Origin of the sequence: Croceicoccus sp. Ery15 (assembly GCF_020985305.1) — a bacterium.
Lineage (GTDB): Bacteria > Pseudomonadota > Alphaproteobacteria > Sphingomonadales > Sphingomonadaceae > Croceicoccus.
In genome coordinates this window covers 2,692,852-2,717,874 of sequence record NZ_CP087588.1, presented here as the reverse complement: position 1 = coordinate 2,717,874, position 25,023 = coordinate 2,692,852, and the positions used below count along the sequence as shown (strand labels likewise).

General features: G+C 63.6%; 22 protein-coding genes. 19 read left to right on the top strand and 3 right to left on the bottom strand.

Features of this window, described 5'->3' with window-relative positions:
- Nucleotides 1-186: 186 nt before the first annotated feature.
- Entirely contained in the window at nt 187-2,241 is a 2,055-nt protein-coding gene (locus LOZ77_RS13290; protein ID WP_230279487.1) for a TonB-dependent receptor, read from the top strand.
- A gap of 44 nt (nt 2,242-2,285) precedes the next feature.
- Here LOZ77_RS13290 and LOZ77_RS13285 read toward each other — a convergent pair whose 3' ends face one another.
- Complete coding sequence (locus LOZ77_RS13285) at nt 2,286-3,116, bottom strand: alpha/beta fold hydrolase (RefSeq protein ID WP_230279486.1); 831 nt, start codon at nt 3,114-3,116, stop codon at nt 2,286-2,288.
- A gap of 266 nt (nt 3,117-3,382) precedes the next feature.
- Between LOZ77_RS13285 and LOZ77_RS13280 the strand changes: the two genes are divergently transcribed.
- Nucleotides 3,383-4,021 (top strand): TetR/AcrR family transcriptional regulator, encoded by a 639-nt coding sequence (locus LOZ77_RS13280; protein ID WP_230279485.1) that lies wholly within the window; start codon nt 3,383-3,385, stop codon nt 4,019-4,021.
- 19 nt (nt 4,022-4,040) lie between these two features.
- Here LOZ77_RS13280 and LOZ77_RS13275 read toward each other — a convergent pair whose 3' ends face one another.
- The gene (locus LOZ77_RS13275; protein ID WP_230279484.1) at nt 4,041-4,280 is read right to left on the bottom strand and encodes a hypothetical protein; all 240 of its coding nucleotides are present in this window, start codon (nt 4,278-4,280) and stop codon (nt 4,041-4,043) included.
- 80 nt (nt 4,281-4,360) lie between these two features.
- Here LOZ77_RS13275 and LOZ77_RS13270 point away from each other — a divergent pair, with 80 nt between their 5' ends.
- From LOZ77_RS13270 to LOZ77_RS13255, 4 genes are read left to right on the top strand one after another with little or no spacing between them, the layout of a single operon-like run.
- Complete coding sequence (locus LOZ77_RS13270) at nt 4,361-4,780, top strand: hypothetical protein (protein WP_230279483.1); 420 nt, start codon at nt 4,361-4,363, stop codon at nt 4,778-4,780.
- Nucleotides 4,777-6,054 carry an efflux RND transporter periplasmic adaptor subunit gene (locus LOZ77_RS13265; RefSeq protein ID WP_370638010.1) on the top strand — a complete coding sequence of 426 codons (1,278 nt, stop codon included), beginning with the start codon at nt 4,777-4,779 and terminating at the stop codon, nt 6,052-6,054. Before LOZ77_RS13270 ends, LOZ77_RS13265 begins: the two co-directional genes overlap by 4 nt.
- Nucleotides 6,055-6,110: 56 nt before the next feature.
- A complete protein-coding gene (locus LOZ77_RS13260) occupies nt 6,111-9,320 on the top strand; it encodes an efflux RND transporter permease subunit (protein WP_230279482.1) in 3,210 nt (1,069 codons plus the stop codon).
- 14 nt (nt 9,321-9,334) lie between these two features.
- Nucleotides 9,335-10,747 (top strand): efflux transporter outer membrane subunit, encoded by a 1,413-nt coding sequence (locus LOZ77_RS13255; RefSeq protein ID WP_230279481.1) that lies wholly within the window; start codon nt 9,335-9,337, stop codon nt 10,745-10,747.
- A 46-nt stretch (nt 10,748-10,793) separates the two neighbouring features.
- On the opposite strand, the gene LOZ77_RS13250 is transcribed toward LOZ77_RS13255, so the two are convergent.
- A complete protein-coding gene (locus LOZ77_RS13250) occupies nt 10,794-11,357 on the bottom strand; it encodes a DUF4136 domain-containing protein (protein ID WP_230279480.1) in 564 nt (187 codons plus the stop codon).
- A 251-nt stretch (nt 11,358-11,608) separates the two neighbouring features.
- Here LOZ77_RS13250 and LOZ77_RS13245 point away from each other — a divergent pair, with 251 nt between their 5' ends.
- The 13 genes from LOZ77_RS13245 to asnB all read left to right on the top strand — a co-directional run bounded on the left by LOZ77_RS13245 (nt 11,609) and on the right by asnB (nt 25,018).
- Nucleotides 11,609-12,553 (top strand): MFS transporter, encoded by a 945-nt coding sequence (locus LOZ77_RS13245; RefSeq protein ID WP_230279479.1) that lies wholly within the window; start codon nt 11,609-11,611, stop codon nt 12,551-12,553.
- 107 nt (nt 12,554-12,660) lie between these two features.
- Nucleotides 12,661-14,703, top strand: a complete 2,043-nt coding sequence (locus LOZ77_RS13240) for a transglycosylase domain-containing protein (RefSeq protein WP_230279478.1) — start codon at nt 12,661-12,663, stop codon at nt 14,701-14,703.
- Between the two features lie 286 nt (nt 14,704-14,989).
- The gene (locus tag LOZ77_RS13235) at nt 14,990-15,697 is read left to right on the top strand and encodes a CoA transferase subunit A (protein ID WP_230279477.1); all 708 of its coding nucleotides are present in this window, start codon (nt 14,990-14,992) and stop codon (nt 15,695-15,697) included.
- Nucleotides 15,697-16,023 (top strand): DUF5076 domain-containing protein, encoded by a 327-nt coding sequence (locus tag LOZ77_RS13230; protein ID WP_230279476.1) that lies wholly within the window; start codon nt 15,697-15,699, stop codon nt 16,021-16,023. Before LOZ77_RS13235 ends, LOZ77_RS13230 begins: the two co-directional genes overlap by 1 nt.
- Complete coding sequence (locus LOZ77_RS13225) at nt 16,023-16,658, top strand: CoA transferase subunit B (protein WP_230279475.1); 636 nt, start codon at nt 16,023-16,025, stop codon at nt 16,656-16,658. Before LOZ77_RS13230 ends, LOZ77_RS13225 begins: the two co-directional genes overlap by 1 nt.
- Before the next feature lie 83 nt (nt 16,659-16,741).
- Nucleotides 16,742-17,902, top strand: coding sequence for an NAD(P) transhydrogenase subunit alpha (locus LOZ77_RS13220; protein ID WP_230279474.1), 1,161 nt, complete (start codon nt 16,742-16,744; stop codon nt 17,900-17,902).
- A gap of 14 nt (nt 17,903-17,916) precedes the next feature.
- Nucleotides 17,917-18,231, top strand: coding sequence for an NAD(P) transhydrogenase subunit alpha (locus LOZ77_RS13215; RefSeq protein ID WP_230279473.1), 315 nt, complete (start codon nt 17,917-17,919; stop codon nt 18,229-18,231).
- On the top strand, nt 18,228-19,709 hold the full coding sequence (locus LOZ77_RS13210) for an NAD(P)(+) transhydrogenase (Re/Si-specific) subunit beta (protein WP_230279472.1): 1,482 nt from the start codon (nt 18,228-18,230) through the stop codon (nt 19,707-19,709). The genes LOZ77_RS13215 and LOZ77_RS13210 overlap by 4 nt, the downstream gene beginning before the upstream one ends.
- Before the next feature lie 260 nt (nt 19,710-19,969).
- Entirely contained in the window at nt 19,970-20,404 is a 435-nt protein-coding gene (locus LOZ77_RS13205; RefSeq protein WP_230279471.1) for a hypothetical protein, read from the top strand.
- A complete protein-coding gene (locus LOZ77_RS13200) occupies nt 20,397-21,821 on the top strand; it encodes an urea transporter (RefSeq protein WP_230279470.1) in 1,425 nt (474 codons plus the stop codon). Before LOZ77_RS13205 ends, LOZ77_RS13200 begins: the two co-directional genes overlap by 8 nt.
- Nucleotides 21,818-21,940 carry a hypothetical protein gene (locus tag LOZ77_RS17855; protein ID WP_255671131.1) on the top strand — a complete coding sequence of 41 codons (123 nt, stop codon included), beginning with the start codon at nt 21,818-21,820 and terminating at the stop codon, nt 21,938-21,940. Before LOZ77_RS13200 ends, LOZ77_RS17855 begins: the two co-directional genes overlap by 4 nt.
- Complete coding sequence (locus tag LOZ77_RS13195) at nt 21,937-23,034, top strand: aspartate carbamoyltransferase (protein ID WP_230279469.1); 1,098 nt, start codon at nt 21,937-21,939, stop codon at nt 23,032-23,034. The genes LOZ77_RS17855 and LOZ77_RS13195 overlap by 4 nt, the downstream gene beginning before the upstream one ends.
- A 46-nt stretch (nt 23,035-23,080) precedes the next feature.
- On the top strand, nt 23,081-25,018 hold the full coding sequence (gene asnB / locus LOZ77_RS13190) for an asparagine synthase (glutamine-hydrolyzing) (protein ID WP_230279468.1): 1,938 nt from the start codon (nt 23,081-23,083) through the stop codon (nt 25,016-25,018).
- The last annotated feature ends 5 nt before the right edge of the window (nt 25,019-25,023 follow it).

Below are 25,023 nucleotides of genomic sequence, written 5' to 3'. Positions count from 1 at the left end.
ACCGGCTTTGTCCGGCGCAGGCATATTGCGCGCGGTCGGCCGAGCGCTGAATGATGGAGGGCGGATGATTGGCTGATGGTTTGCCGACCAATGGCAGAGTAAGGCGCACCGCCACGAAATCCCTGTTCTGCATAGGCCGGAATTGCAGTATCGTCCGCAAAACAGAATGTGCCTTGCGAGGTCACGATGACATATGGGCGAGTTGCTTTCGCGTTCTGTGTTGCCCTGCGGGCCGGAGCCGCCATCGCACAGCCCGTCGCGGCGGACGGGGGCGAACAGGCCGCCCCGCCGATAGAGATCGTCGTCACTGGCGAGCGCATCACCCGCAGCCTGCGCGAAACCCCGTCCAGCGTGGTCGTGATCGATGCTACGGCGATCGACGCCACAGGCGCTGCGCGGCTGGACGATCTGCTGGTGCTGATCCCCAATGTGCAATTGGGGTCGGGAGAGGAGGGGCCCGCCATTCGCGGGCAGGATTCGACCGGCGTGCTGCGCAATCTGTTCGCGTTTCTGGGCGGCACGCGCCCGCGGGTGACGTTGCAGCTTGACGGCAGGGCGGCCAGCTATGCCGAATTCGTGTCGGGTTCGGAACCGGCATGGGACATCGACCGGATCGAAGTGTTCCGCAGCCCGCAAACCACCACCAGCGGGCGCAATGCGATTGCCGGGGCCATCGTCGTCGCCTCGGCCCAGCCGGTGTGGGACTGGGAAGGGCGCGCGCGGCTGATCGCGGGCAGTTTCGATACGCGGCAGGTTTCCGCAACGGTGTCGGGTCCCGTCGTCGCGGACCGGCTGGCATTCCGGCTGGCGGGCGATTTGCGTTTCGCCACCGCGGCAAGCGACATGGCAGACGGCATTGCCGGTGCCGATATCGACCGCGACGATTATGGCATGCTGCGCGCAAAAATCCTGTTCCAGCCCGCGCAAACGGGGCTGCGGATCGACGGAACCTATGTTCACAATGCGTCGCAATCGCCCCAGTTCGAAGGGGTGGCGCGGCCATTTCCCGAACGCGAATTGCCCGTGCCGAACCGCATGATCGGCGTGATGAGGATCAACACCGATTCCATTACCGCCCGCGCCGAATATGATGCGGGGTCCGGCTGGCGCGCGATCGCGATCCTGTCGCATGGCGATGTGCTGGCGCGCCGGTTCGGCCTGCCGGGGCTGGGCAATATGCGTGCCCAAACGCGCGATTATTCGGCAGAGCTGAACCTGATCTGGCAGGCGAGCGACCGGCTGGACCTGCGTGCCGGATCGCACGGGCTGGCGACGCGGCAGGACCAGTTCATCGACATTACCGGACTGGGCATCGGCACGGGCGATTTCCGCGACCGGCAGGAAAGCCTTGGCCTGTTTGCCGAGGCGGACTGGCGGCCTTTGCCGCGCCTGTTGCTGACGGGCGGGCTGCGATACCAGACCGACCGGCAGCGCAGGGAAGGTGCGGCGGGGCCATTGGTGCTGGACTATGACGGCCGGTTCGATGCGTGGCTGCCCAAGCTGTCGCTTGCCTATGATATCGGCGCGGCCGTCACGGCGGGGGTGATGGTGCAGCGCGCCTATAACCCCGGCGGCACCAGCCTGAGCCTGTGGCAAAGGGCGCAGGACGATTTCGGGGCCGAGCGGCTGTGGAACTTCGAAACCTTTTTCCGCGCCTCGCTTGGCGGCGGGAAGGGCGCGATCACCGCGAATCTGTTCTACAACGATATCTCCGATGCCCAGCGCGAATTGCTCGTCCCCTTTGGCTTGCCGGATGGCGGCATCATCCTGTTGCCCGAATTCTCCAATGCCCCCGCTGCCGAATCCTATGGGCTGGAGGCAGGGGCCGAATGGCAGGCGGCGCGCGGGTTGAACCTGCGCGGCGGGCTGGGCTGGCTGGAAACGCGGATCGTCCGCACGCTAAGCCCGAACGATCCGATCCTTGGCCAATCGTTCGAGCGCGCGCCCCGGTTCAGCGCATCGGGCGCGGTGGACTGGCGCGCCGCCGATGCGATCCGCCTGTCGGCGCAGGCCCGCTATCACAGCGGCTATTTCAGCGGCGATGCCAACCTGCCGTCGCGCCGGATCAAGGCGGCGGCCTTCGTCGATGCGCGCGGTGAATACCGCACCGGCAGGACGGCCTTCTTCGTCTATGCCCGCAATCTGTTCGATAATTTCGCCATGACATATCTGTTCGACGCCGATTTCGGCACGGCGGCCGACCCGCGCGAGATCGGATTGGGGATCGAAATGCGGCTTTGAAGGGCAGACTTGTTCAGGCCCGCCCTCCTTCGCGGGAAACCGGATCAATCTTCGATAAAGGCCAGCAGATCGGCGTTCACGATGTCAGCATGGGTTTGGCACAGGCCATGGGGCAGTCCGGCATAGGTTTTAAGGGTGCCATGCTTTAACAGTTTAATCGACTTGAGTGCCGAATCGTGGATCGGCACGATCTGGTCATCCTCGCCATGAAGCACCAGAACCGGCACTTCGATCGATTTCAGGTCGGTGGTAAAATCGGTCGCGCTGAACGCCTCGATGCAGTCATATTGCGCCTTGGCACCGCCCATCATCCCTTGTCGCCACCAATTGTCGATCAGGCCCTGGCTGACTGTCGCGCCTTCGCGGTTAAAGCCATAAAACGGACCTGTGGGCACATCGATGTAAAATTGCGCGCGATTGTCGATCAGCGCCTGCCGGAAACCGTCGAACACTTCGCGGGGCAAGCCTTCGGGATTGGCGGGCGTTTGCAGCATGATCGGGGGCACCGCGCCAATCAGCACGGCTTTTGCCACCCGACCCGCATCGGCGCGGGCGACATATCGGGCAACCTCTCCGCCGCCGGTCGAATGGCCGATATGGACCGCCCCTTTCAGGTCAAGCGCTGCCACCAGCTCTGCGACATCGGCGGCATAGCTGTCCATCTCGTTACCCGCGTAAGTCTGGCTCGACCGGCCATGACCGCGCCGGTCATGAGCGATGACGCGATAGCCCTTGTTCAGGAAAAACATCATCTGGTTGTCCCAGTCGTCCGACGAAAGCGGCCAACCGTGATGAAACATGACAGGCGGAGCGGCCTTGTCGCCCCAATCCTTGTAATAGATCGAAGTGCCGTCTTTGGTGGTGATGCTGTTCATGGCCATTGTTCCTTTGAAATATCGGCCGAATGGCCGTGTAGAGGAAAACGATGACGGTGGACCCGGCGTGACATGCTGCGTGAAATCGACTGCGAGATGCGCCCGAATTGGGGGGCTGGCTGAATGGAATCGGCCGGGCCGGTCGATCATACGCCTGTCGTCCATACCCCGTCCATCGTCAGCTGCACGGGCGCAGCCGCATTCGCCACCGCGTTGAGGGGGTGCCGTCTGGACTCAGGAGCGGGCGGCACTATATACCGGTCAGTATGAAATGCCCTGAAGCCCAGACTCCTGAAACCCAGACCAAGGCACGCGGGCGCCCGCGGGAGTTCGATCCCGATTGCGCGCTGGGCGCGGCACTGACCGTGTTCTGGCAGCACGGGTACGAAGGCGCGTCCATGGCCCTGCTGACCGAGGCGATGGGCATTACCAAGCCCAGCCTCTATGCCTGTTTCGGCAACAAGGAAGCGCTCTTCAAACAGGCGCTTGACCTGTATGAGCGGGACAAGCTTGCCTATATCAACTGGGCGCTGGAGGCCGAGACGGCGCGCGGCGTTGCCGAACGGCTGCTGCGCGGTGCGGTCGAAACCCATTGCGGCGGGCAAGACCCGCATGGCTGCATGGGCGTGATCAGCATGATCGGCAGCAAGGCCGAGGATGCGTCGATCCGCGACCATGTCATCGAACGGCGCAAATCGTCGGAAGCGGCCATGATCGCGCGATTCGAACGAGCCAAGGCCGAGGGTGACCTGCCCCCGCATATCGAACCGGCGGTTTTGGTCCATTATATCTCCACCGTGATCGGCGGCATGCAGGTGAGGGCGCAGGCCGGTGCGACGCGCGAAGAACTCAATGCAATCATCGACATGATGCTGACCGTCTGGGCAGAGCCACAGCCCGCGTAATTCCCCTGCAATAAAAAAATTACCGGCCGGTACAGAAAGCCGGTTGACTTTCTGCTGCGCCGCAATATTTACCGCGCGGTACAGAAAGCTGCCGTTCAGCTTTCGTAGCGCCTTTGCAGGAGGCTTCGATGACAAGACCCGTTCCGACCGCCGTCATCTGCTGACGGTTCAGGGCCACGGCCATGTGCCGGGCCCGTCCTTTACATTCCGGCGACAGGCTGCGCCCGGCGCGTTTCGGGCGGCGGTTTTGTGCGCCCATTGCCCATTTCCTGCCCGAGGCCGCGCGCTTTCGGGATCGGAGACGCGCGTCCCCGTGCGGCGCGACAGGAGCCGAAGGCCATGTCCTTTTACGAACCGTTGAATACCGCCCATGCCGTTCCGGTCACAAGAACGGCTAGCGATACCGAACCCGACTATCAGGCCCCGCGCTCGGAAATGGCGGAACCGGTGTTGAACCGCCTTGAACGCCGCGTGATCGACATCGTGCGCAAGGACAGCCTCAAGACGTTGAAGCCGCGCAGGGAACGGGGGCGCCTGGCCCGCATCTTGCTTGGTCCCGAGCCTGTCTCGCCCAGCTTTGCCAATCCCCGTCTGGAGGCCATCCGCCACGTGGCCGTCTATGGCTGGCAGCAGGGCATTGCCCTTCCCGCACGCGCGCTGGGTGAGGCCCGCGCCGCCGGACTGACCCGCAGCGAGATCGACGCCATTCTCGACATCATCCGGCTGGACAATGCCGGCATCCGAAAGACCGCGCCATGAACATGCAGACCACGATCGACACCTTCTTCGTCCGCGAACAGGGTGAGGGCGAAACCACCCCCACTCGCAAACCGCGCCCGCGCACATGGGCGGCCGGCGGGCTGACTCTGGCCCTGATCGCAGGGCTGGGCTGGCATTTCCTGTCCGACAATCCGGCAGAGGCCATGGCTCCCGCCATGCCGCCCGTCGCCGCCGCGCAGCCCCTGGTGCGGGAAGTGACCGAATGGGACGATTATATCGGCCAGTTCGCGCCAAGCCAGATGGTCGAAGTGCGCCCGCGCGTATCGGGCGCGGTGACCGCGATCCATTTCCGCGACGGCGATTATGTGCGCAAGGGGCAGGTGCTCTTCACCGTCGACCCGCGCCCCTATCGCGCCGCGTTGGAAGAAGCCCGCGCCGATGTCGCCGCTGCCAGCAGCGCCCTGGCGCTGGCCCGATCCGACTACGACCGCGTAGCCGGATTGTCGGGTGACGAGGCAATGGCCGCAAGCGAAGTCGAACAGCTGCAAACCCGCGTCCGTTCGGCCAGCGCGGCGCTGAATGCCGCGCGCGCACGCGCCGACCGGCGCGCGCTCGATGTCGAATTCGCGACCGTGCGCGCTCCGATTTCGGGCCGCATTTCGGACCGGCGGGTCGATATCGGCAATCTGGTGTCGGGCGATAACGGAGCTGGCGCGACATTGCTGACCACGATCAACGCGCTCGATCCGATCTATTTCAACTTCGACGTTTCGGAATCGCTGTTCCTGAAAGCGCAGCGCAATTTGGCGGAAACCGGCGATGCACGGGTTCAGGTGCGCCTGCAGGACGAGGCGGATTACCGCTGGGACGGCACGCTGGACTTTACCGACAACGGGCTGGATCCGCATTCGGGCACGATCCGGGTGCGCGCGGTATTGCGCAATCCCGACGGTTTCCTGCGCCCCGGCATGTTCGGCAATATGCGACTGGCCGATGGCGGCAAGGTAAAGGCATTGCTGGTGCCCGACGATGCCGTGCAATCGGATCAGGCGCGCAAGATCGTGCTGACGGTCGATAGCCGTGGCACGATTGTTGCCAAGCCCGTCGAACTTGGCCCCATGGTGCAGGGGCTGCGCGTGATCCGCGCCGGTCTTTCGCCCGACGACCGCGTCGTCATATCGAATTACCAGATGGCGGTGACCGGCGCGAAGGTCGATACCAAGCGCGGGCAGATCGCGTTCCCGCAGGCCGCTGCCACCACCCAAGCCCAACCCGCTGGCCCCGTCGCGTCGCAGGCAACGCTGGCCAACTGAACCGATCTGGTCTGGCGCGCGCCCAAGCCGCGCCGGACCGAAATGGATATCGCCCCATGCGCTTTTCACGCTTTTTCATCGACCGCCCGATCTTTGCGGGCGTGATCGCGGTGCTGATCACCGTCGTCGGCCTGCTCGCCTATCTCGGCCTGCCGGTCACCCAATATCCCGATGTCGTACCGCCGACCGTAACCGTGACCGCCCAATATCCGGGCGCGTCGGCGGAAACCGTGGCCGACACCGTCGCCGCTCCGATCGAGCAGGAGATCAATGGCGTCGACGACATGCTGTATATGGATTCGCAGTCCACCGGCGACGGCAAGGTCACGATTACGGTGACATTCGCCATCGGCACCGACCTCGATGCCGCGCAAGTGCTGGTGCAGAACCGCGTGGCGATTGCCGAACCGCGCCTGCCGGAATCGGTGCGCGCGATGGGCGTGGTCACCAAAAAGAGCAGCCCCGACTTTCTGATGGTCGTCAATCTGCAATCGCCCGACGGAACCTATGACCGGTCCTATCTGTCGAACTATGCGCTGACGCAGGTAAAGGACCGTCTGGCACGGCAGGACGGTGTGGGCGATGTGCAGCTTTTCGGCGCGCGCGATTACGGCATGCGGATCTGGATCGATCCGGGCAAGGCCGCCGCGCGCGACCTGACCGCCGACGAAATCGTATCGGCCCTGCGTGCGCAAAACGTGCAGGTGTCGGCCGGCGCATTGGGCCAGCCACCCTATGACCGGGCCGCCCCGCAAGCGGGCGCCTATCAGGTGGGGGTCGAGCTTCAGGGCCGCCTGTCCACGCCGGAGGAATTCGGCAATGTGATCGTCCGCACCGATGCCGATGGCGGACAGGTGCGCGTGCGCGATGTCGCCCGAATCGAACTGGGCGCGCAGGATTACACGCTCAACACCTATCTGTCAGGCAAGCCGACCGTGGTGATCGCGGTGCTGCAACGTCCCGGTTCCAACGCGCTGGACGCGGCAAAGGCGGTGCGCGCGGAAATGGACGATCTGCAGGCCAGCTTTCCCGAAGGTCTGGAATATTCGGTGATCTATAACCCCACCGAATTCATCGGCCAGTCCATCGAAGCAGTATACGACACGCTGTTCGAGGCCGTGATCCTCGTCGTCCTAGTCATCCTTGTCTTTCTGCAGAACTGGCGCGCGGCGGTGATTCCGATCGTCGCCATTCCCGTGTCGCTGGTCGGGACGGCGGTGATGCTGGCGGCTTTGGGCTATTCGCTCAATAATCTGTCGCTCTTCGGGCTGGTGCTCGCCATCGGGATCGTGGTCGACGATGCGATCGTGGTGGTCGAAAACGTCGAACGCTATATCGAGGAAGGCCTGAAACCGCTGGACGCCGCGCGCCGTTCGATGGACGAGGTTTCGGGCGCGCTGATCGCCATCGTGCTGGTGCTGTGCGCCGTGTTCGTGCCGACCGTGTTCATCGACGGCATCTCGGGCCAGTTCTACAAGCAGTTCGCAGTGACGATCGCGACCGCGACGGTCATCTCGCTGATCGTATCGCTGACCCTGTCGCCCGCGCTGGCCGCGGTGCTTCTGCGCGAGCGGGAGCGCGTGGGCAGCGATGCGCCGCGCTGGAACCGCATGCTGGAACAGGCGGGCGACCGCTTTAACCGCGGGTTCGAGCGGATGAGCCATGCCTATGCAAGGCTGACCTTTACGCTGGTCAAACGCCCGCTGCGCATGATGGCAGGCTATGCCGCGCTGATCGTGGCGACCGTGGGACTGTTCTGGTCCACCCCTGCCGGTTTCATCCCGCAGCAGGATCAGGGCTATTTCATGGCCGCGATCTTCCTGCCGCCCGGATCGTCGCTGGCACGCACGGACGAGGCGACGCGCGAGGTGGCGCAGCGCATCCTGCCGACAAAGGGGATCAAGGGCGCGGTGATGTTCGCCGGTTTCAACGGCCCGTCGCGCACCGCATCCCCCGATTCCGCCGCGATCTACTTCCCCTATGAAAGTTTCGAGGACCGCGCAGAGATGGGCGTGACCGAAGCCGACATCATGGCCAGCGCGCAGGAAGCGATGGCCGGGTTCGACAAGGGCACCGTCATCCTTGTCCCGCCGCCCACCATCAACGGCATCGTGCCGCCCGGCGGCTATCGCATGATCGTCGAGGACAAGGAGGGTCGCGGCTATGCCGAGCTGGCCAAGGCGACCCAGCAACTGGTGGCGCAGGCCAACCGGCAACCCGAATTGCAGCAGGTCTATACGCTGTTCAACATGGCCAGCCCGCGCGTCCATGCCGATATTGACCGGCGCAAGGCGGATATGCTGGGCGTGGCGCCCGAACGGGTGTTCGCGACGCTGCAGACCTATCTGGGATCGACCTTCATCAACGATTTCAACCTGCTGGGCCGCACCTATCGCGTGACGGCACAGGCCGATGCGCAATTCCGCGGATCGACGGCGGATATCGCCAATCTGAAAACGCGGTCGGATTCGGGTGCCATGGTGCCGATCGGTTCGGTCGCCACGTTTCAGGATGTGACCGGCCCCTATCGCGTCACGCGCTATAATCTGCAGCGCGCGATAGAGGTGGATGGCAGCGTCGCACCGGGTTTCTCGACCGGCCAGGCGCTGAGCACGATGGAGCGGATCGCGGATGAAACGCTGCCAGCCGGTTACGATACCGAATGGACGGGCATCGCGTATCAGCAGTCCATGGCGGGCAATACGGCGGGTGTCGTGTTCGGCATGGCGGTGCTGTTCGTGTTCCTTGTGCTGGCCGCGCAATATGAAAGCCTGACCTTGCCGCTGGCGATCATCCTGATCGTGCCCATGTGCCTGTTCGCGGCCATGCTGGGCGTGAACCTGCGGGGCATGGATAATAACATCCTGACGCAGATCGGTCTGGTGGTGCTGATCGCTCTGGCGGCGAAGAATGCGATCCTTGTGGTCGAATTCGCCAGACAGGCCGAGGACGAGCGCGGTTTGTCCATCGTGGATGCGGCGGTCTATGCCGCCCGCACCCGCCTTCGCCCGATCCTGATGACGTCGCTGGCCTTTATCCTTGGCACCGTGCCGCTGGTGATCGCCAGCGGGGCAGGCGCGGAACTGCGGCAGGCGCTGGGCACGGCGGTGTTCTTCGGCATGACCGGCGTTACCGTTTTCGGCCTGCTGTTCACCCCGACCTTCTATGTGGTGTGCCGCACGCTGGCCGAACGTTTGCGCCGCCGCAAGGACGGACCCGCCCGCGACGCGCAGGGCCCCGATCCCGTCCTGCTTCCCGCCGAATGAAAGGAGATGTGACGATGCGTTTCAGATCGAAACCGTTGGCGGCGTTGCTGGCCGCCACCGCGCTGACCGCCTGCACCGTCGGGCCGGACCATGTGTCCCCCGCCGTGCCCCCCGCGGCCCAGGCCGGTTTTATCGGCGCAAAGGGCGACCGGATCAGCGATGCCGCGCCGGTGGCGAACTGGTGGCAGCTGTATGACGATCCGGTGCTGGATGGGCTGGTCGCCGACGGGCTGGCCGCCAATACCGATGTGCGCGTGGCCATCGCGCGGATCGAACGCGCGCGGGCATCGCTGCGCGGGTCGCGGGCAGAGGCCTTGCCGCAGACCGGCGTGAACGCGTCGGGCAGCTATGGCCGGGTGTCCGAAGGTGAGGTGTTGCCCGGCATGGACCGCGAAGGGCGCCGTGTCGCGGGTGAATTCGCGGTCGGCTATGAAGTCGATCTGTTCGGCCGCGTGGCACGCGGGATAGAGGCATCGCAAGCCGATTACGAAGCCGCGCGGCAGGATGCCGATGCCGTGCGCGTGACGGTGGTGGCCGATATCGTGCAGGCCTATGTCGATGCCGCCAGCAGTGCCGAGCAGATCGCGGTTGCGACGCGTTCGCTCGACTTGCTCAGCCGGTCCGAACGGATCACCAATGCGCGGTTCGAACGGGGGCTGAATCAAAAGCTCGACGTGATCCGGCTGACCCAGTTGCGCGAAGAACAGGCCGCATCGATCCCGGCCATGGTCGCGCAGCGCGATGCGGCGCTGTTCCGGCTGGCGACATTGACGGGCCGCGCGCCGCAGGACTTGCCCGATGCTGTGCGGGCACGGGGCGATACGCCCGATGTGGGGAAAGTGATACCGGTAGGCGACGGCCAGATCCTGCTGGCGCGCCGCCCCGACGTAAAGGCGGCGGAACGGCGGCTGGCGGCCGATACGGCGCGCATCGGCGTGGCGACGGCGGATCTTTATCCGCGCATCACACTGGGCGGGGCGGTCAGCACCAATTCGGTGGGCGATACGGCCGTGCTGGGATCGGGTCCGCTGGGCTGGCTGGTCGGCCCGATGCTGTCATGGGCCTTTCCCAATCAGGAAGCGGTGCGGTCGCGCATCGAACAAAGCCGCGCCGATGCCAGTGCCGATCTGGCGCTGTTCGACGGCACCGTTCTGCGCGCATTGGAAGAGACCGAGACCGCGCTGTCAGCCTATCGCAACGCGCTGCTGCGCAAGGAGCGGTTGCAAGCGTCGCGCGATGCGGCACGCCGCGCCGCCGATGTCAGCCTTGCGCGCCAGAGCCGCGGCCAGATCGACGCGCTGGATGCGCTGGATGCGCAGCGGACACTGGCCCAGTCCGACGCGCAATATGCTGCGGCGACGCGTTCGGTGGCCTTTGCAGAGGTCGATCTGTTCCGCGCATTGGGCGGAAGCTGGAGCGAAAGCTGACGGCCGGATGACGGAAGGGGGGCGAACCGAAATCCGCCCCCTTTCCTTACTTGCCGCTGGCGGTGGAAAACCGGTCGACCAGACCCTGCACCGCCGACTGGATTAGCGCGTCGCTGGGGCTGTCGGTCGAACCGATGCGGGCCGATGCGACGCCGTGCCAGATCGGGCGGTTGGACTTTGCATCGAACACGTCCAGCGCCATCGACCCTTCGGTCACATTGCGCACATCGACCTGATTATACTGATAGGCCCAGCCATAGCGGTAGTTCATGCCATAACCGGGGTAATACGGGCCGACCGGACCCCAGTTGGTCACGTCCACCTTGTCGCGTGCGCCAAGGGTAAAGGCCAGTTCCATGTCGCCCTGCCCCTCTGCGACAAGCTTGTAACCGGCCTGCGCAAGACTGGCGTCCATCGCGTTCTGGACGCGTTCGTAGACGAACGGATTGCCGCCGCCGCGCTTGGGGAAGGCCCAGCTATAGGTGGTGTAACCGGCCAGATTGATATCGGGCGCCGCCTCGGTGCTGAAGCTCGGTTTGGGAGTGGTCGAACATGCAGCCAGCGATGCCAGCGCGATCGAAGCCATGATGCCGCGATAGAGAGTTTTCATCAGACGCCCTTTCCATTGATTGCCACGGACGGCCCCTAGCCTGCCGCCATCTTGCATCAGAAATCACGGAAAACCCTGTGATTGCCCATAAGGGCTGACCCTAGTTTTGCGAATGTTGCGACCCGATGCCGGTGTTCGCCCCCCCTGCATTCCTGCAAATTTGAAGTGGCTTTTCCGCGCATGCAGATCGATTTTATCGCTTACCGGCCCCGTTGGCGCTCGCGGTTGCACCAACTATATTGCGCTGCAACATGAACGATCAATCCCCGACCCGCTCCGCCACACGCTCCCCCGGTCCCGCATGGGTGCTGTTCGCCCTTGCCATGGGCGCATTCGCCATCGGCACGGCCGAATTCGCGGCGATGAGCCTTGTGCCCTTTTTCGCCCGCGATCTCGGCATTACCGAGGTGGAGGCAGGCCATGCGATCAGCGCCTATGCGCTGGGCGTGGTGGTGGGCGCGCCGCTGATCGCCATGTTCGGCGCGCGATTCCGGCGCAAGTTGCTGCTGATCGCGCTGATGGCGGTGTTCGCCGTAGGGAACGCGCTGAGCGCCGTGGCGCCCGACCAGCCTGCCGACCGCACGGCCAGCCCGCTGCGCGAATTGGGCGCATTGCGCCGTCCGCAGGTCCTGCTGACGCTGGCGTCGGGGGCGATCGGTTTCGGGGGGCTGTTCGCGGTCTATACCTATGTCGCCTCTACCATGATCGAGGTGACCGGCCTGTCCGAGGCGTCCGTGCCGCTGGTGCTGGGCATTTTCGGCGTGGGCATGACTTTGGGCAATCTGGCAGGCGCCCGCGCGGCGGATCGTGCGCGCGACACCACCGCCATGGCGATGCTGGCGTGGAGCGCGGTGATGCTGGCGATCTATCCGTTCGTGGCGCATAATCCGGTGGCGCTGGGCGTGATCATCTTCCTGATCGGCATGGGCGGCGGCGTCGGCAGCGTGATGCAGGTGCGGCTGATGGATGTTGCGGGCGACGCGCAGACGCTGGCCGCCGCCGCGCATCACAGCGCGTTCAACACTGCCAATGCGCTGGGCCCGTGGCTGGCGGGCATGGCCATCGCGGCCGGTTACGGCCTGACATCGGCGGGCTTTATCGGATCGGTGCTCGCACTATGCGGTCTTGCGATCTATGTGCTGGCCGTCGTGCTGGAGCGCGGGGAAAAGGCGCGGCTGGCGGCGACGCCCTGCTGACCGACGCATTTCATCGCAAGTTTTTGCCCCCGCTGTTCAAGGCTCGCAAATTCTGCTCAAAACCCGTGTCATGACCCGCCAATACCCCGTTGCTTGACCCGCGTTTCATGACCGGCACCGCAAATTCCCATCCCTTTCCCGCACTGCGCCTTGGCGCGAAACTGCTGGATTGGTTGAAGGTGCAGCCGCGCGGGGTGCTGGCGCTGGGCGCGGCATTGCTGATTCTGGTCGGCTGGCAGACATGGATGGCGCCGCCGTGGCGCGTTGGTGCGCCTCCGGGGCCGGCCGGTGTCGATTTTCTGGCGGCCGATGGCACATTGCTGGCCCATCGCGGCGACAGGCCGGTGGCAGAGGTCGACGCATCGGCACTGCCCGATCATGTGCGCCATGCGTTTCTGGCGATCGAGGTCCGGCGGTTCTATGACCACAAGGGCGTCGATTTTCGCGGTCTGGCGCGCGCGACATTCGATAATCTGCGCGCGGGCGGCGTGGTGGCGGGCGGGTCCACCATTACACAGCAATATGTGAAGAACGCCTTTTTCACGCAGGACCGCACCTTTACCCGCAAGATTCAGGAAATGCTGCTGGCCGACTGGGTAGAGGGGTGGACGACCAAGAACACGATCCTCTCGCGCTATCTGGAAAACTGCTATTTTGGAGAAGGGCAGACGGGGCTGACGGCGGCGGCGCATCATTATTTCAGCAAGGCTCCGCAAGATCTGTCGCTGGGCGAGGCAGCGATGCTGGCGGGCATGGTCAAGGCGCCTTCGCGGCTGGCCCCGACGGTGGATTACAATGCCTCTACCGACCGGATGCGCGTGGTGCTGGCGGCGATGGTGGAAGCGGGGTTCATCGACGGGGAAGAGGCAGAGGCCGTCGCCGATCCGCGGCTGAAAATCGGCAAGGTGGAAAAGCCGGTCGAACAGGCGGGCTGGTTCGTGGACTGGCTGGCCGCCGACTTGCCCGACAGCTTCAAGGGCGAGGTGCAGACCACGCTAGTGCCCGATATTCAGGCCCGCGCCGAACGCGCGGTGCGGCGGGCGGGGCTGGGCTCGTCGCAAGTGGCCCTGCTGGCGATCCGGCCCGACGGGCGCGTCGTCGCCATGGTCGGCGGCAAGGAATGGACGCCGGAGGCATTCAACCGTGCCACCACGGCAGAGCGGCAGCCGGGCTCTACCTTCAAGCTGTTCGATTATTTCGCCGCGATCCGCGAAGGCATGGGCGCTGACGATACGATCACCGACGCGCCGGTGCGCATCGGCCAGTGGCAACCGCGCAACGGCTATCGCGGCTATCGCGGGGAAATGAGCCTGCGCGAAGCCTTCGCGATTTCCAGCAATACCGCCGCGATCCGCGTGGCCGACCGCGCAGGGCTGAAAAACGTGCGCATAGCGGCAGAGGATCTGGGCGTCACGACCGATCTGCCCGACGATGCCAGTATCGCGCTGGGCACGGCGTCCATCACGCTTAAAGAAATGGTTGGCGCCTATGCCGCCTTTGCGGGCGGGCGCTATCCGGTAAAGGTGCACGGGATCGAGGGGCGTCGCAAACGCCCCGCGCGCGCGCTGGACCCGCAGACAGAATGGGCCCCGATGCTCGATCTGTTGTGGCATGCGGCCAATAACGGCACCGGCAAGGCGGCCGCGCTGCGCACGCCGACATTCGGCAAGACCGGGACGTCGCAGGAAGGGCGCGACGCGCTGTTCATCGGTTTTGCGGGCGATCTGGTGACGGCGGTCTGGGTCGGGCGCGACGATAATGCGCCCGTTCCCGGCAATAGCGGTGGGGGCCTGCCCGCGCGCATCTGGCGCGAATTCATGCGCGGCGTCGATCTGGGCGAGGCGAAGCTGCCCATCGATACCGCCCGCCTGCGCCGCACGCCGCCCCCTGCCGCGCCCATCGCGCCAGAGGAAGAGGACGTGCCCCTGATCGAGATGATCGGCGAGGACGGATTGCTGATCGATCCGGGCATGGAAGGGTTGGTGCCGCTGGAACTGGACCTGCTGCCCCCGCCCGATGCCGCTTTGCCCGATGGCGTTGCGCCCGAGGACGCGGACCGGTCGCTCATCGAGCCGGATGGAGGGCCTGAAGCACCGGCCGAACCGGCCGACCCCGAACAGGGTGCTGCCGAAGAATCGCCTGCGATCTGACGATCAACCGCTTTTCCGCCCTTTGGCGCGCGGTCGGATATGGATTCCGCCCTGAAATTTATGACAGTTGCAGCGCCCCTTTACGGTTCCGGGCTTGCGGTGCGCGGCCATCCCGCGCAAGATAGCGACAGGCAGGCCATCCGCCTGCCGCCATTCGCCGGAACAGGCGCCCGCCGCGGCGCCGCAATGAAAAGACAAAGACGAAACCGCCAGCCGTGGCCTGCGTATCGCATGGACCGCACCGGCCCGGTCGGGTTCGAAAGACGGAGACGGGACTTTTCGCGATATGAAGAAACTCTATCCTGATGCCGCTGCCGCGCTGGACGGATTGCTGAAAGACGGGTTGCTGATTGCCAGCGGCGGTTTCGGCCTGTGCGGCATTCCCGAACGGCTGCTGGATGCCGTGCGCGACAGCGGGGTCAAGAACCTGACGTTCGCGTCGAACAATGCCGGTATCGACAATGAAGGCATCGGCAAGCTGCTGCGCACCAAGCAGGTGTCGAAAATGATCTCGTCCTATGTGGGGGAGAACAAGGAATTCGAACGCCAGTTTCTGGCCGGAGAGCTTGAGGTAGAGTTCTGCCCGCAAGGCACCCTGGCCGAACGCATGCGTGCGGGCGGTGCGGGCATTCCCGGTTTCTATACCAAGACCGGCGTCGGCACGCAGGTGGCCGAGGGCAAGGAAGTGAAGAACTTCGATGGCGAGGATTACATCCTCGAACGCGGGATCTTTGCCGATCTGGCGCTGGTGAAGGCGTGGAAGGCGGATGAAAGCGGCAATGTCGTGTTCCGCAAGACCGCGCGCAATTTCAACGTGCCCGCCGCGACCTGCGGGAAGGTCTGCGTGGTCGAGGTAGAGGAAGTGGTGCCGACCGGCAGCCTCGACCCCGATTGCATCCATCTGCCCGGCGTTTACGTGCAGCGCATGATCGTCGGCGCGCCCTATGACAAGAAGATCGAATTCGTGACGACCCGGCCGCGGGAGGCTGCCTGATGTTCGGCCGCAAGCCGGCGGTCCATGCCGGTGCGATCGACATTGTGGGCATGGATTTCCTGAATAATTCGCAGGAAGTCGCCCGCCTGTGGGTGGAACCCGATGGCCCCGCCACCTGCCTGATCCAGCCCGACCGGCTGGAGATGCCCGAGATGTTTGGCATGCTGCTGGTCGATTCGATCCGCCATGGCGCGCGCGCCTATGCCCAGTGCCATGGCATGAGCGAAGAGGAAGCGCTGCGGCGCATCTGGGCAGGCGTCGATATGGAGCGTGAGACCAACACCACCGGTCTAGACACCGTACAAGATTACGAAAGGCCGCAATAATGGCTTGGAACCGCGATGAAATGGCCGCCCGCGCGGCAAAGGAACTGCAAGACGGATTTTACGTGAACCTTGGCATCGGCATCCCGACGCTGGTCGCCAATCATATTCCCGCCGGTGTCGAGGTGACGCTGCAATCGGAAAACGGCATGCTGGGCATCGGTCCCTTTCCCTATGAGGGAGAGGAAGATGCCGATCTGATCAATGCGGGCAAGCAGACGATCAGCGAGCTGGACCGCAGCGCCTATTTCGACAGTGCGACCAGTTTCGGCATGATCCGCGGCGGGCATATCGACCTGACCGTGCTGGGCGCGATGGAAGTGGCCGAGAACGGCGATATCGCCAACTGGATGATCCCCGGCAAGATGATCAAGGGCATGGGCGGCGCGATGGATCTGGTCGCGGGCGTCAAGAAGATCATCGTGGTGATGGAGCATTGTTCGAAATCGGGCGCGCCGAAATTCATCCCGTCGTGCAGCTTGCCGCTGACGGGCAAGAACGTGGTCGACATGATCATCACCGACCTTTGCGTGTTCCAGCGGCCCGACCATGACAGCCCGTTCAGGCTGATCGAACTGGCCGACGGAGTCACGGCGGACGAGGTGAAAGCCAAGACGACGGCGCATTATACGGATTGATACCGGATCACTTGGGGGGAGGCGGTCTCCGGAACTGGAGAGCGACAGGCCGCTGACCAAAAATAAAAGAGGGAACGACAGGCATGGCCAATGCCAATGATGTTGCCGGCGGCGCGACAGGCCCCGTCATCGCCACGCTGAAAGAGCGTGCCGATGGCGAGACACGGGTCGCGCTGAGCCCGGAAACGGCAAAGAAACTGATCGCGCTGGGCGCGACGGTCAGGGTGGAAAGCGGGGCGGGGCTGAACGCCGCGATTACCGACGAAGCCTATCGGGAAGCGGGGGCGCAGGTCGGCGATCTGGCTGCGACCATCGCGGGCGCGGACTGGGTATTCGGCGTGCAGGCGCCCGATGTGGCGGTGCTTTCGGGCGCGAAGGCGGGGGCCAGGATCGCCGCCGTGTTCGATCCGTTCCGCGACCGCGCGCTGACCGATGCCTATGCGGCGGCAGGCTATGAAGCGCTGGCCATGGAACTGATGCCGCGCATTACCCGCGCGCAATCGATGGATGTGCTGTCCAGCCAATCTAACCTGTCCGGTTACAAGGCGGTGATCGCAAGTGCCAATACATATGGGCGGGCATTCCCGATGATGATGACGGCAGCAGGCACGGTTCAGGCCGCGCGCGTCTTCGTGATGGGCGTGGGCGTGGCCGGTTTGCAGGCGATCGCCACGGCCAAGCGCCTTGGCGCGCAGGTATCGGCCACCGATGTGCGCAGCGCCACGAAAGAGCAGATCAAGTCGCTGGGAGCCAAGCCGATCTTCGTCGAGAAAGTCGCTGGGATCGAGGGCGAGGGCAGCGGCGGCTATGCCACCGAGATGAGCGAGGAATACAAGGCCGCGCAGGCGGAACTGGTATCGAGCCATATCGCCAGGCAGGACATCGTGATCACCACCGCGCTGATCCCGGGCCGCGCCGCGCCCCGCCTGATCACCGATACGCAGATCGCCACGATGAAACCGGGCAGCGTGATCTTTGACCTTGCCGTCGCACAGGGGGGCAATGTCGAGGGGTCGGTCCCTGACCAGACCGTCGAAAAGCATGGCGTGAAGATCATCGGCTTTTCCAACACCCCCGCGCATCTGGCGGCCGACGCATCGGCCCTGTTTGCGCGCAATTTGTTCAATTTCGTCTCTGCCTTCTGGGACAAGGAAGCGGGCGGGCCGGTTCTGGATGAGGAAATCGGCAATGCCATCCGGCTGACGCAGGGCGGCAAGATCGTCCACGAACGGCTTTTGGGCTAAGGGGGAGAACGGACATGGACTTTATCGCGATCCTGTCGATTTTCGTGCTGGCGTGCTTCGTTGGCTATTACGTGGTGTGGTCGGTGACGCCCGCGCTGCACACGCCGCTGATGGCGGTGACCAATGCCATTTCGTCGGTCATCATCGTCGGCGCGCTGATCGCCTCGGCAGAGGCAGGCAGCGTAGTCGCCAAATGGCTGGGTCTGGTCGGCGTGGTGCTGGCCAGCGTCAATATCTTCGGCGGCTTTGCGGTCACCGAACGCATGCTGGCGATGTACAAGAAAAAAGAACCGCGTGCCCCCAAGAAGGCCGAAGGAGGTGAGGCATGAACCTCATGAACTTCCTTGCCGCCGCGGGCGCGGATACGCATGGCGTGAACCCGTGGGTCGCGCTGGCCTATCTGGTCGCGGGCGTCTGCTTCATTCTGGCGCTGCGCGGGCTTTCCAGCCCTGCAACCAGCCGTGCGGGCAACCGTTACGGCATGGTCGGCATGCTGATCGCCGTGGTCACCACGCTGGTCACGCATGACATTGCCAGCCTTCCCGAAATCGGCATCGCCATCTTCTTCGGCGGCACGATCGGTTTCGTCATCGCGCGCAAGATCGCGATGACCGCCATGCCGCAGCTGGTGGCGGCGTTCCACTCGCTGGTCGGTCTTGCCGCCGTGCTGGTGGCGGGCGCAGCCTATGCCAATCCGGGTGCGTTCGGGATTCTGGTGCCGCATTGGGATGCCAGCGGCCTTGAAACGCTGGTCATCAGCCCGGTCAGCCGGGTCGAGATGGCGCTGGGCGCGGCGATCGGTGCGATCACCTTCTCCGGCTCGGTCATCGCCTTCCTGAAGCTGAACGGGAATATGAGCGGCGCGCCGATCATGCTGCCCCTGCGGCACGTGATCAATCTGGGCACTCTTGCGGCGATCCTGATCCTGACGGCGATGTTCGCGCATGCCAATCCGGCGCCGGAATGGGTGTTTCCCGTTATCCTGCTGCTGGCCTTCATCATCGGTTTCCTGCTGATCATCCCGATCGGCGGGGCGGATATGCCGGTGGTCGTCTCGATGCTCAATTCCTATTCGGGCTGGGCGGCGGCGGCGATGGGCTTTACGCTGCACAATACGGCCATGATCATCACCGGCGCGCTGGTCGGCGCATCGGGTGCGATCCTGTCTTACATCATGTGCCGCGCCATGAACCGCAGCTTCATCAGCGTGATCGCGGGCGGTTTCGGTGCCGACGACAGCGGCGGCGGTGCGGGCGGCGGTGCCAAGGTCGACCGGCCGTGGAAGCGCGGCAGCGCCGAGGACGCGGCCTTTATGATGAGCCAGGCCGAACAGGTCATCATCATCCCCGGCTATGGCATGGCGGTCGCACAGGCCCAGCACGTGCTGCGCGAGATGAGCGATTTGCTGAAAGAAAAGGGCGTCACGGTCAAATATGCGATCCACCCCGTGGCGGGCCGCATGCCGGGGCATATGAACGTGCTGCTGGCCGAAGCGAATGTGCCGTATGACGAGGTGTTCGAGCTGGAGGACATCAACGGCGAGTTTGCGCAGACCGATGTGGCCTTTGTCATCGGCGCGAACGATGTGGTCAATCCGGCGGCCAAGACCGACAAGTCCTCGCCCATCTTCGGCATGCCCGTGTTCGACGTGGGCAAGGCGAAACAGGTCTTTTTCCTGAAACGCAGCATGGGCGGCGTCGGCTATGCCGGTGTCGACAATGACGTGTTCTATATGGACCAGACCATGATGCTGCTTTCCGACGCCAAAAAGATGGTCGAGGAGATCAACAAGTCCCTCGCGGACTAAGGATTCAGCCCATGGAGGGCTGCAAATGGCTGTTTCCTGCGCTTCCGGTGCTCACGTACTTTTAGTACGCTGCGCGCCGGTTCTCAGAAACCACCATTTTCTCTCCACCCTGGGCTGAATCAGGTTCAAGTTGTCGGGCAAACATCGGCAGCGGGATAAAATGCCCGCTGCCGGTGGCCCTTGCGGGTCAGCTTTGATAGGTCGGTTGCGAAAGTCAGGGAAACGGAGCAAGCCGGATCGCAGAACGCAGGGCATCTATTGTGGCACGCGCCGCCCGCACAGGGTTGGTGCCGCTGGCCGCATCTCTGCTCGCTCCCGCCCTGATCGTCCCCGCTCTGTCCATTCCCGGCGCCATGGCGCAGCCTGTTTTTACCGGCGACGATCCCCTTGCCAGCGATACCGGTCAGGCCAACCTGACATGGCAGGCGGACGGTCCCGTCGAAATCGCCATTGCCGGACCGGACGGCAACGCCCGCCCGCTGTTCGGCGGCCGCGGAGAGACGCTGTTTCTTTCCGGCCTTTCCGATGGCGATTACACGGTCAGCATCGCGCCCGAACATGGCGCGGTAACGGACGAGCTGGTGCTGGAAGTGCGCCATCAGTCGCTGTCGCGCGCGCTTTTGCTGACCTTGCTGGGCGGTGTCGTGTTCCTGACCGTTCTGGCGGTGATCCTGCGGGGTAGCCGCGGTGACTGAACGCACGATTTTCCTCGACCCCACGCTCGGCTGGATCCTGCTCGCGCTGTTCAGCGTGCTGTGGGTGGGGCTGGGCATTTACTGGGGCCGCCGGAACAAGAGCTTTGAGGATCACGCGCTGGCGGGCCGCAATGTCGGGCTGGCGCTGGGGTCGGCGACGGCAGCGGCCACCTGGATTACGTCGAACACCACCATGCTCGCCCCGCAATTCGCGCTGGAACTGGGCGTGTGGGGCATGATCGCCTATTCCACGGCATCGCTGGGGCTGATCCTGTTCGCGCCGCTGGCGGTGCGTATTCGCACATTGATGCCCCATGGCTATACCAGCGGCGATTTCTTCCGCCTGCGATACGGCCGGGCGGCATGGGCAGTGTTTCTGGTCTTTACCCTGTTCTACTCGCTGACATGGCTGGTCAGCATGGCGATGGCAGGCGGCATATTGCTGGAGGCGCTGGCCGGCATCGATTACGTCTGGGGAATGACGGTCATCCTTGGCGTGTGCGTGCTTTACACCATGCGCGGCGGGCTGGGCGCGGTGATCGGGACCGATTTCATCCAGACGCTGATCATCATCATCGGCATCGTCATCGTGGGCGTCGCGGTCCTGTCGCAAGTGTCGGTCGGTGAAATCCACGCCGAGCTTTCCGCGAACAAGCCTGCCCTGCTCGACGTCTTGTTCCCCGCCGCGATCATGGCGATCTTCAACAATCTGCTGTTCGGATTGGGAGAGGTGTTTCACAATAATGTGTGGTGGAGCCGCGCCTTTGCCTTTCGCCAAGGGGTTGGCGGCAAGGCGTTTCTGATCGGCGGGCTGATCTGGCTGCCCATTCCGGTTGCCGCCGGTTTCATCGCGCTGGCATCGGGGTCGCTGGGCGTGGCCGTACCGTCCAGCGACATGGTCGCGCCGCTGGTGATCGCGCAAGTGCTGGGCACGGCGGGGGCGGTGGGCATTTTCATCATCGTGTTCTGCTCGCTCGCCTCCAGTATCGACAGCCTGCTGGCGGCAACCAGCGATCTGGTCACTGAAGATATCTGGCGCCGCCTGATCCGGCCCGATGCCTCGCCCGCGGCGCTGAAATCCGCGGCGCAATGGATCACACTGGCACTGGGCGTGCTGACATGGGCGCTGTGCGCGCCGCGCATCGGCACATTGGCCAGCGTATTGTTTTTCGCCGGCCCGCTGGTGGGGGCGATGATCTTTCCGATCATCACCGGACTGTACTGGCGGCGCGCGAATACGGCGGGCGCGCTGGGCGGTATGGTGCTGGGCGCGGGCGCGGGGCTGATATGCTATTTCACCATCGGCTGGTTCGTCGCGACGACGATTGCCACCGCCGTGTCCATGGTCTGGGTGCTGGCGGCCAGTGCGATGGGCCGGAACCGGTTCGATTGGGCGCGGTTGAAGGAGGACGCATGAGCTTTTCTGCAGGATTCCTTGAAGTCGCGGTCTGGGCCGCATTGGGCTGGTGCGCCATATCGGCCACCGCGCTGGCGGCGATGCTGGTCAGGGATGCGAAATCGGGGTCGATCTGGTGAACGATATCCAATCCGCCAGCCAGCTTGACCATCGCGCCGATCCCGCACGCAAGGCGGGGGTTCTGGGCAATTGCCCCGATCCCAATGATTTGCTGGACATGTCGCCCAAGCTCGATCTGGATGTGCTGGACCGGCTGCACCATTGTTCGATCCTGTCGGCGGCGCAATTCGATCTGCCGCTGATGCAGGAATTGTCCAAGCTGGCGGCCTATCTACAATTGCGCAAGTTTCCGGCGGGTCATGCGCTGGACGACAAGATCATGGCGGCCGCCTTTTTCGAACCGTCCACGCGCACGCGCCTGTCGTTCGAAAGCGCCATGCTGCATGTCGGCGGCAAGACATTGTCCGTTGCCGATGCCAAGACCACCGGCGTCGCCAAGGGCGAATCGATGCGCGACATCGGGCAGATGTTCAATTCCTATGCCGATGTGGTGGTGGTGCGGCACACGCAGCAGGAAGCGCTGCAACAGTTGACCGAATATATGCGCATCCCGCTGATCAACGGCGGCAACGGGTCAGACGAACATCCGACACAGGCGCTGGCAGACTGGTATGCACTGATGAAATGGCGGCCCGAGCTGGCCTTTGGCGAGCTGCCCGAACAATTCCGGCTGACCATCGGGATCATCGGCACGCCTGGAAACATGCGCACGGTGAAAAGCTTTCTCACTTTGGCGCTGCTGTTTCACAGGAATATCAACCATATCACGATCTTTTCGGAAATGGCGGACCCGTTGGGCGATGAATTGCGCGCGCTGACCAATGCCAGCCCGATCACCATCGATTTCAGCCGGAATCTGAAGCAAAGCCTCGAATATCTCGACGTCATCTATATGAACGCGATTGCCTTTCTGGGCGACGGCTACCGCTTCTTCGGGGACGAATTCTCTTTGTCGGCAGACAGCCAGATGAAGCCCGACACGGTCATCCTGCACCCGCTGGCCCGCGGGGAGGAGCTGGGCGTGTGCCTCGATAACACCGATCACAACCTCTATTTCAATCAGGCGGATGGCGCGGTCTGGCTGCGTCAGGCGCTGCTGCTCGCCATATTCGGACGGGTGCGGAACATCGTGCCCAGAGAACTCATCAAGTAACCTGAACTCATCCAGTAACGCGAGCATATCAAGTAAAGGATCGCCCATGTGCGGAATTGCCGGGCTTTGGGCCCGCGATCATCATCCCGAAACCATGGCCCGTGCCGAGAAAATGGCCGACGCGCTGTATCATCGCGGGCCGGACGGGCGCGGTTTCCATGTCGATGAGCGGCATGGACTTGCCATGATCCACACGCGGCTTTCGATCATCGGGCTGAATTCGGGCGACCAGCCGATCTTCGGGCGCGACGATGACGGCACCGGCGATCTGGTGCTGACCGCCAATGGCGAATTCTATGATTACAAGCGCATCCGCGGCCTGCTGCGCACCGACGGCTATTGCTTTAACACCAAGTCCGACAGCGAGCTGGCGATCAAACTGTATGACAAGCATTGCCTTGATTTCGTGCATGAATTGCGCGGCGAATTCGCCTTTGCCTTGTTTGACAAGACCAAGGAGCAGCTCATTCTGGTGCGCGACCGGTTCGGCATCAGGCCGCTGTTTTACCATGTGGGTGAAAATGGCGTGTTCTGGGGCAGCGAGATCAAGGCGATGCTGGCCCATCCCGATGTGCCGCGCGAACTGGATCCCAAGGCCCAATTGCACCAGATGATGCAGGTCATGGTGCCCGGCATGACGCTGTGGAAGGGCATCAAGGCGGTCAAGCCCGGCCATATGCTGATCATCAGGAAGACCGGCGACGGGTTCGAGGTGGACGAGCGCCGCTATTGGGATGCCGACTTCCCCCTTGATGGCCAGCACGACGATCTGCCCGATGAGGAGCATATCGAGAATGTGCGCCGCGCGCTGGTCGAATCCATCGCCCTGCGACTGGAGGCCGATGTGCCCGTTGCCTGCTATTTGTCGGGCGGGATCGACTCTTGCTCCATCCTCGGCATGGCGGCGGCGATCCAGCAATCGCCGGTGAAGGCGTTCACCATCGGCTTTGACGATGCTCGATACGACGAAACCTCGATCGCGACCGAAATGGCCAGAATGGTCGGCGCCGATCAGGATATTTTGCGCGTGTCCGCCACCGATCTTTACGGCAAGAATTTCGAGGATGCGGTCTATTACTCGGAACGCACCTTTTACAACACGCTGGGCGTCGCCAAGATGCTGATGTCGAAGCATGTGACCGAAAACGGCTATAAGGTGGTGATCACGGGCGAAGGCAGCGATGAATTGTTCGGCGGCTATGCCCAGTTCAAGGCCGATTATTTCCTGCACGATCCCGCCTATGCCGAAACAGCGGCAGGCGCGGAGATGAAGGAGCGGAACAAGATTTTCTCCGGCTCCGTGCTGGCCGAACAGACGATCAGCCACCCCGCATTCGAAGAGGTGATGGGCTTTACCCCCAGCTGGATCCAGCCGTGGATGCTGGTCTACGAACGGGTCAAACCGCTGTTGTCGGATGAGTTTCTCGCAAAGCTTGACGGTTACGATCCGGTCGCGGCGATTGCCTATTCGCTCGACAAGGACATGCTCGACGGGCGGCACGTGCTGGACAAGGTGCAGTACAGCTGGATCAAGACCATGCTGGAGGGGCAGATCCTGAACTGGGGCGGCGACCGTGTGGATATGGCCAACAGCCTTGAATCGCGCCCCGCCTTCCTCGACCACCATGTCGCCGAACTGGCCATGCGCATCCCGCCCAGCGTCCGCATCCGCGACGGGATCGAGAAATGGGTGGTGCGCGAGGCGATGAAGCACGTGCTGCCCGAAGTGCTCTACAAGCGGGAGAAATTCGCTTTCATGGCGCCGCCCGCGCATACCAGCGAGGAAAAGGGGCGCGAGATCGACATGCTGCTCGACAAATGGCTGTCGTCCGAAAAAATCGCCCTGCACGGCATTTTCGACGAGGAAAAGCTGCGCGCCTCGATTGCCGAATACAAGCAATCGGACGATCACACCGCGAATACGCGCAAGGATATCATCCTGAACCATGCGATCGCCCTGCACGCGATCGAGGAGCTGATCTGAAACTT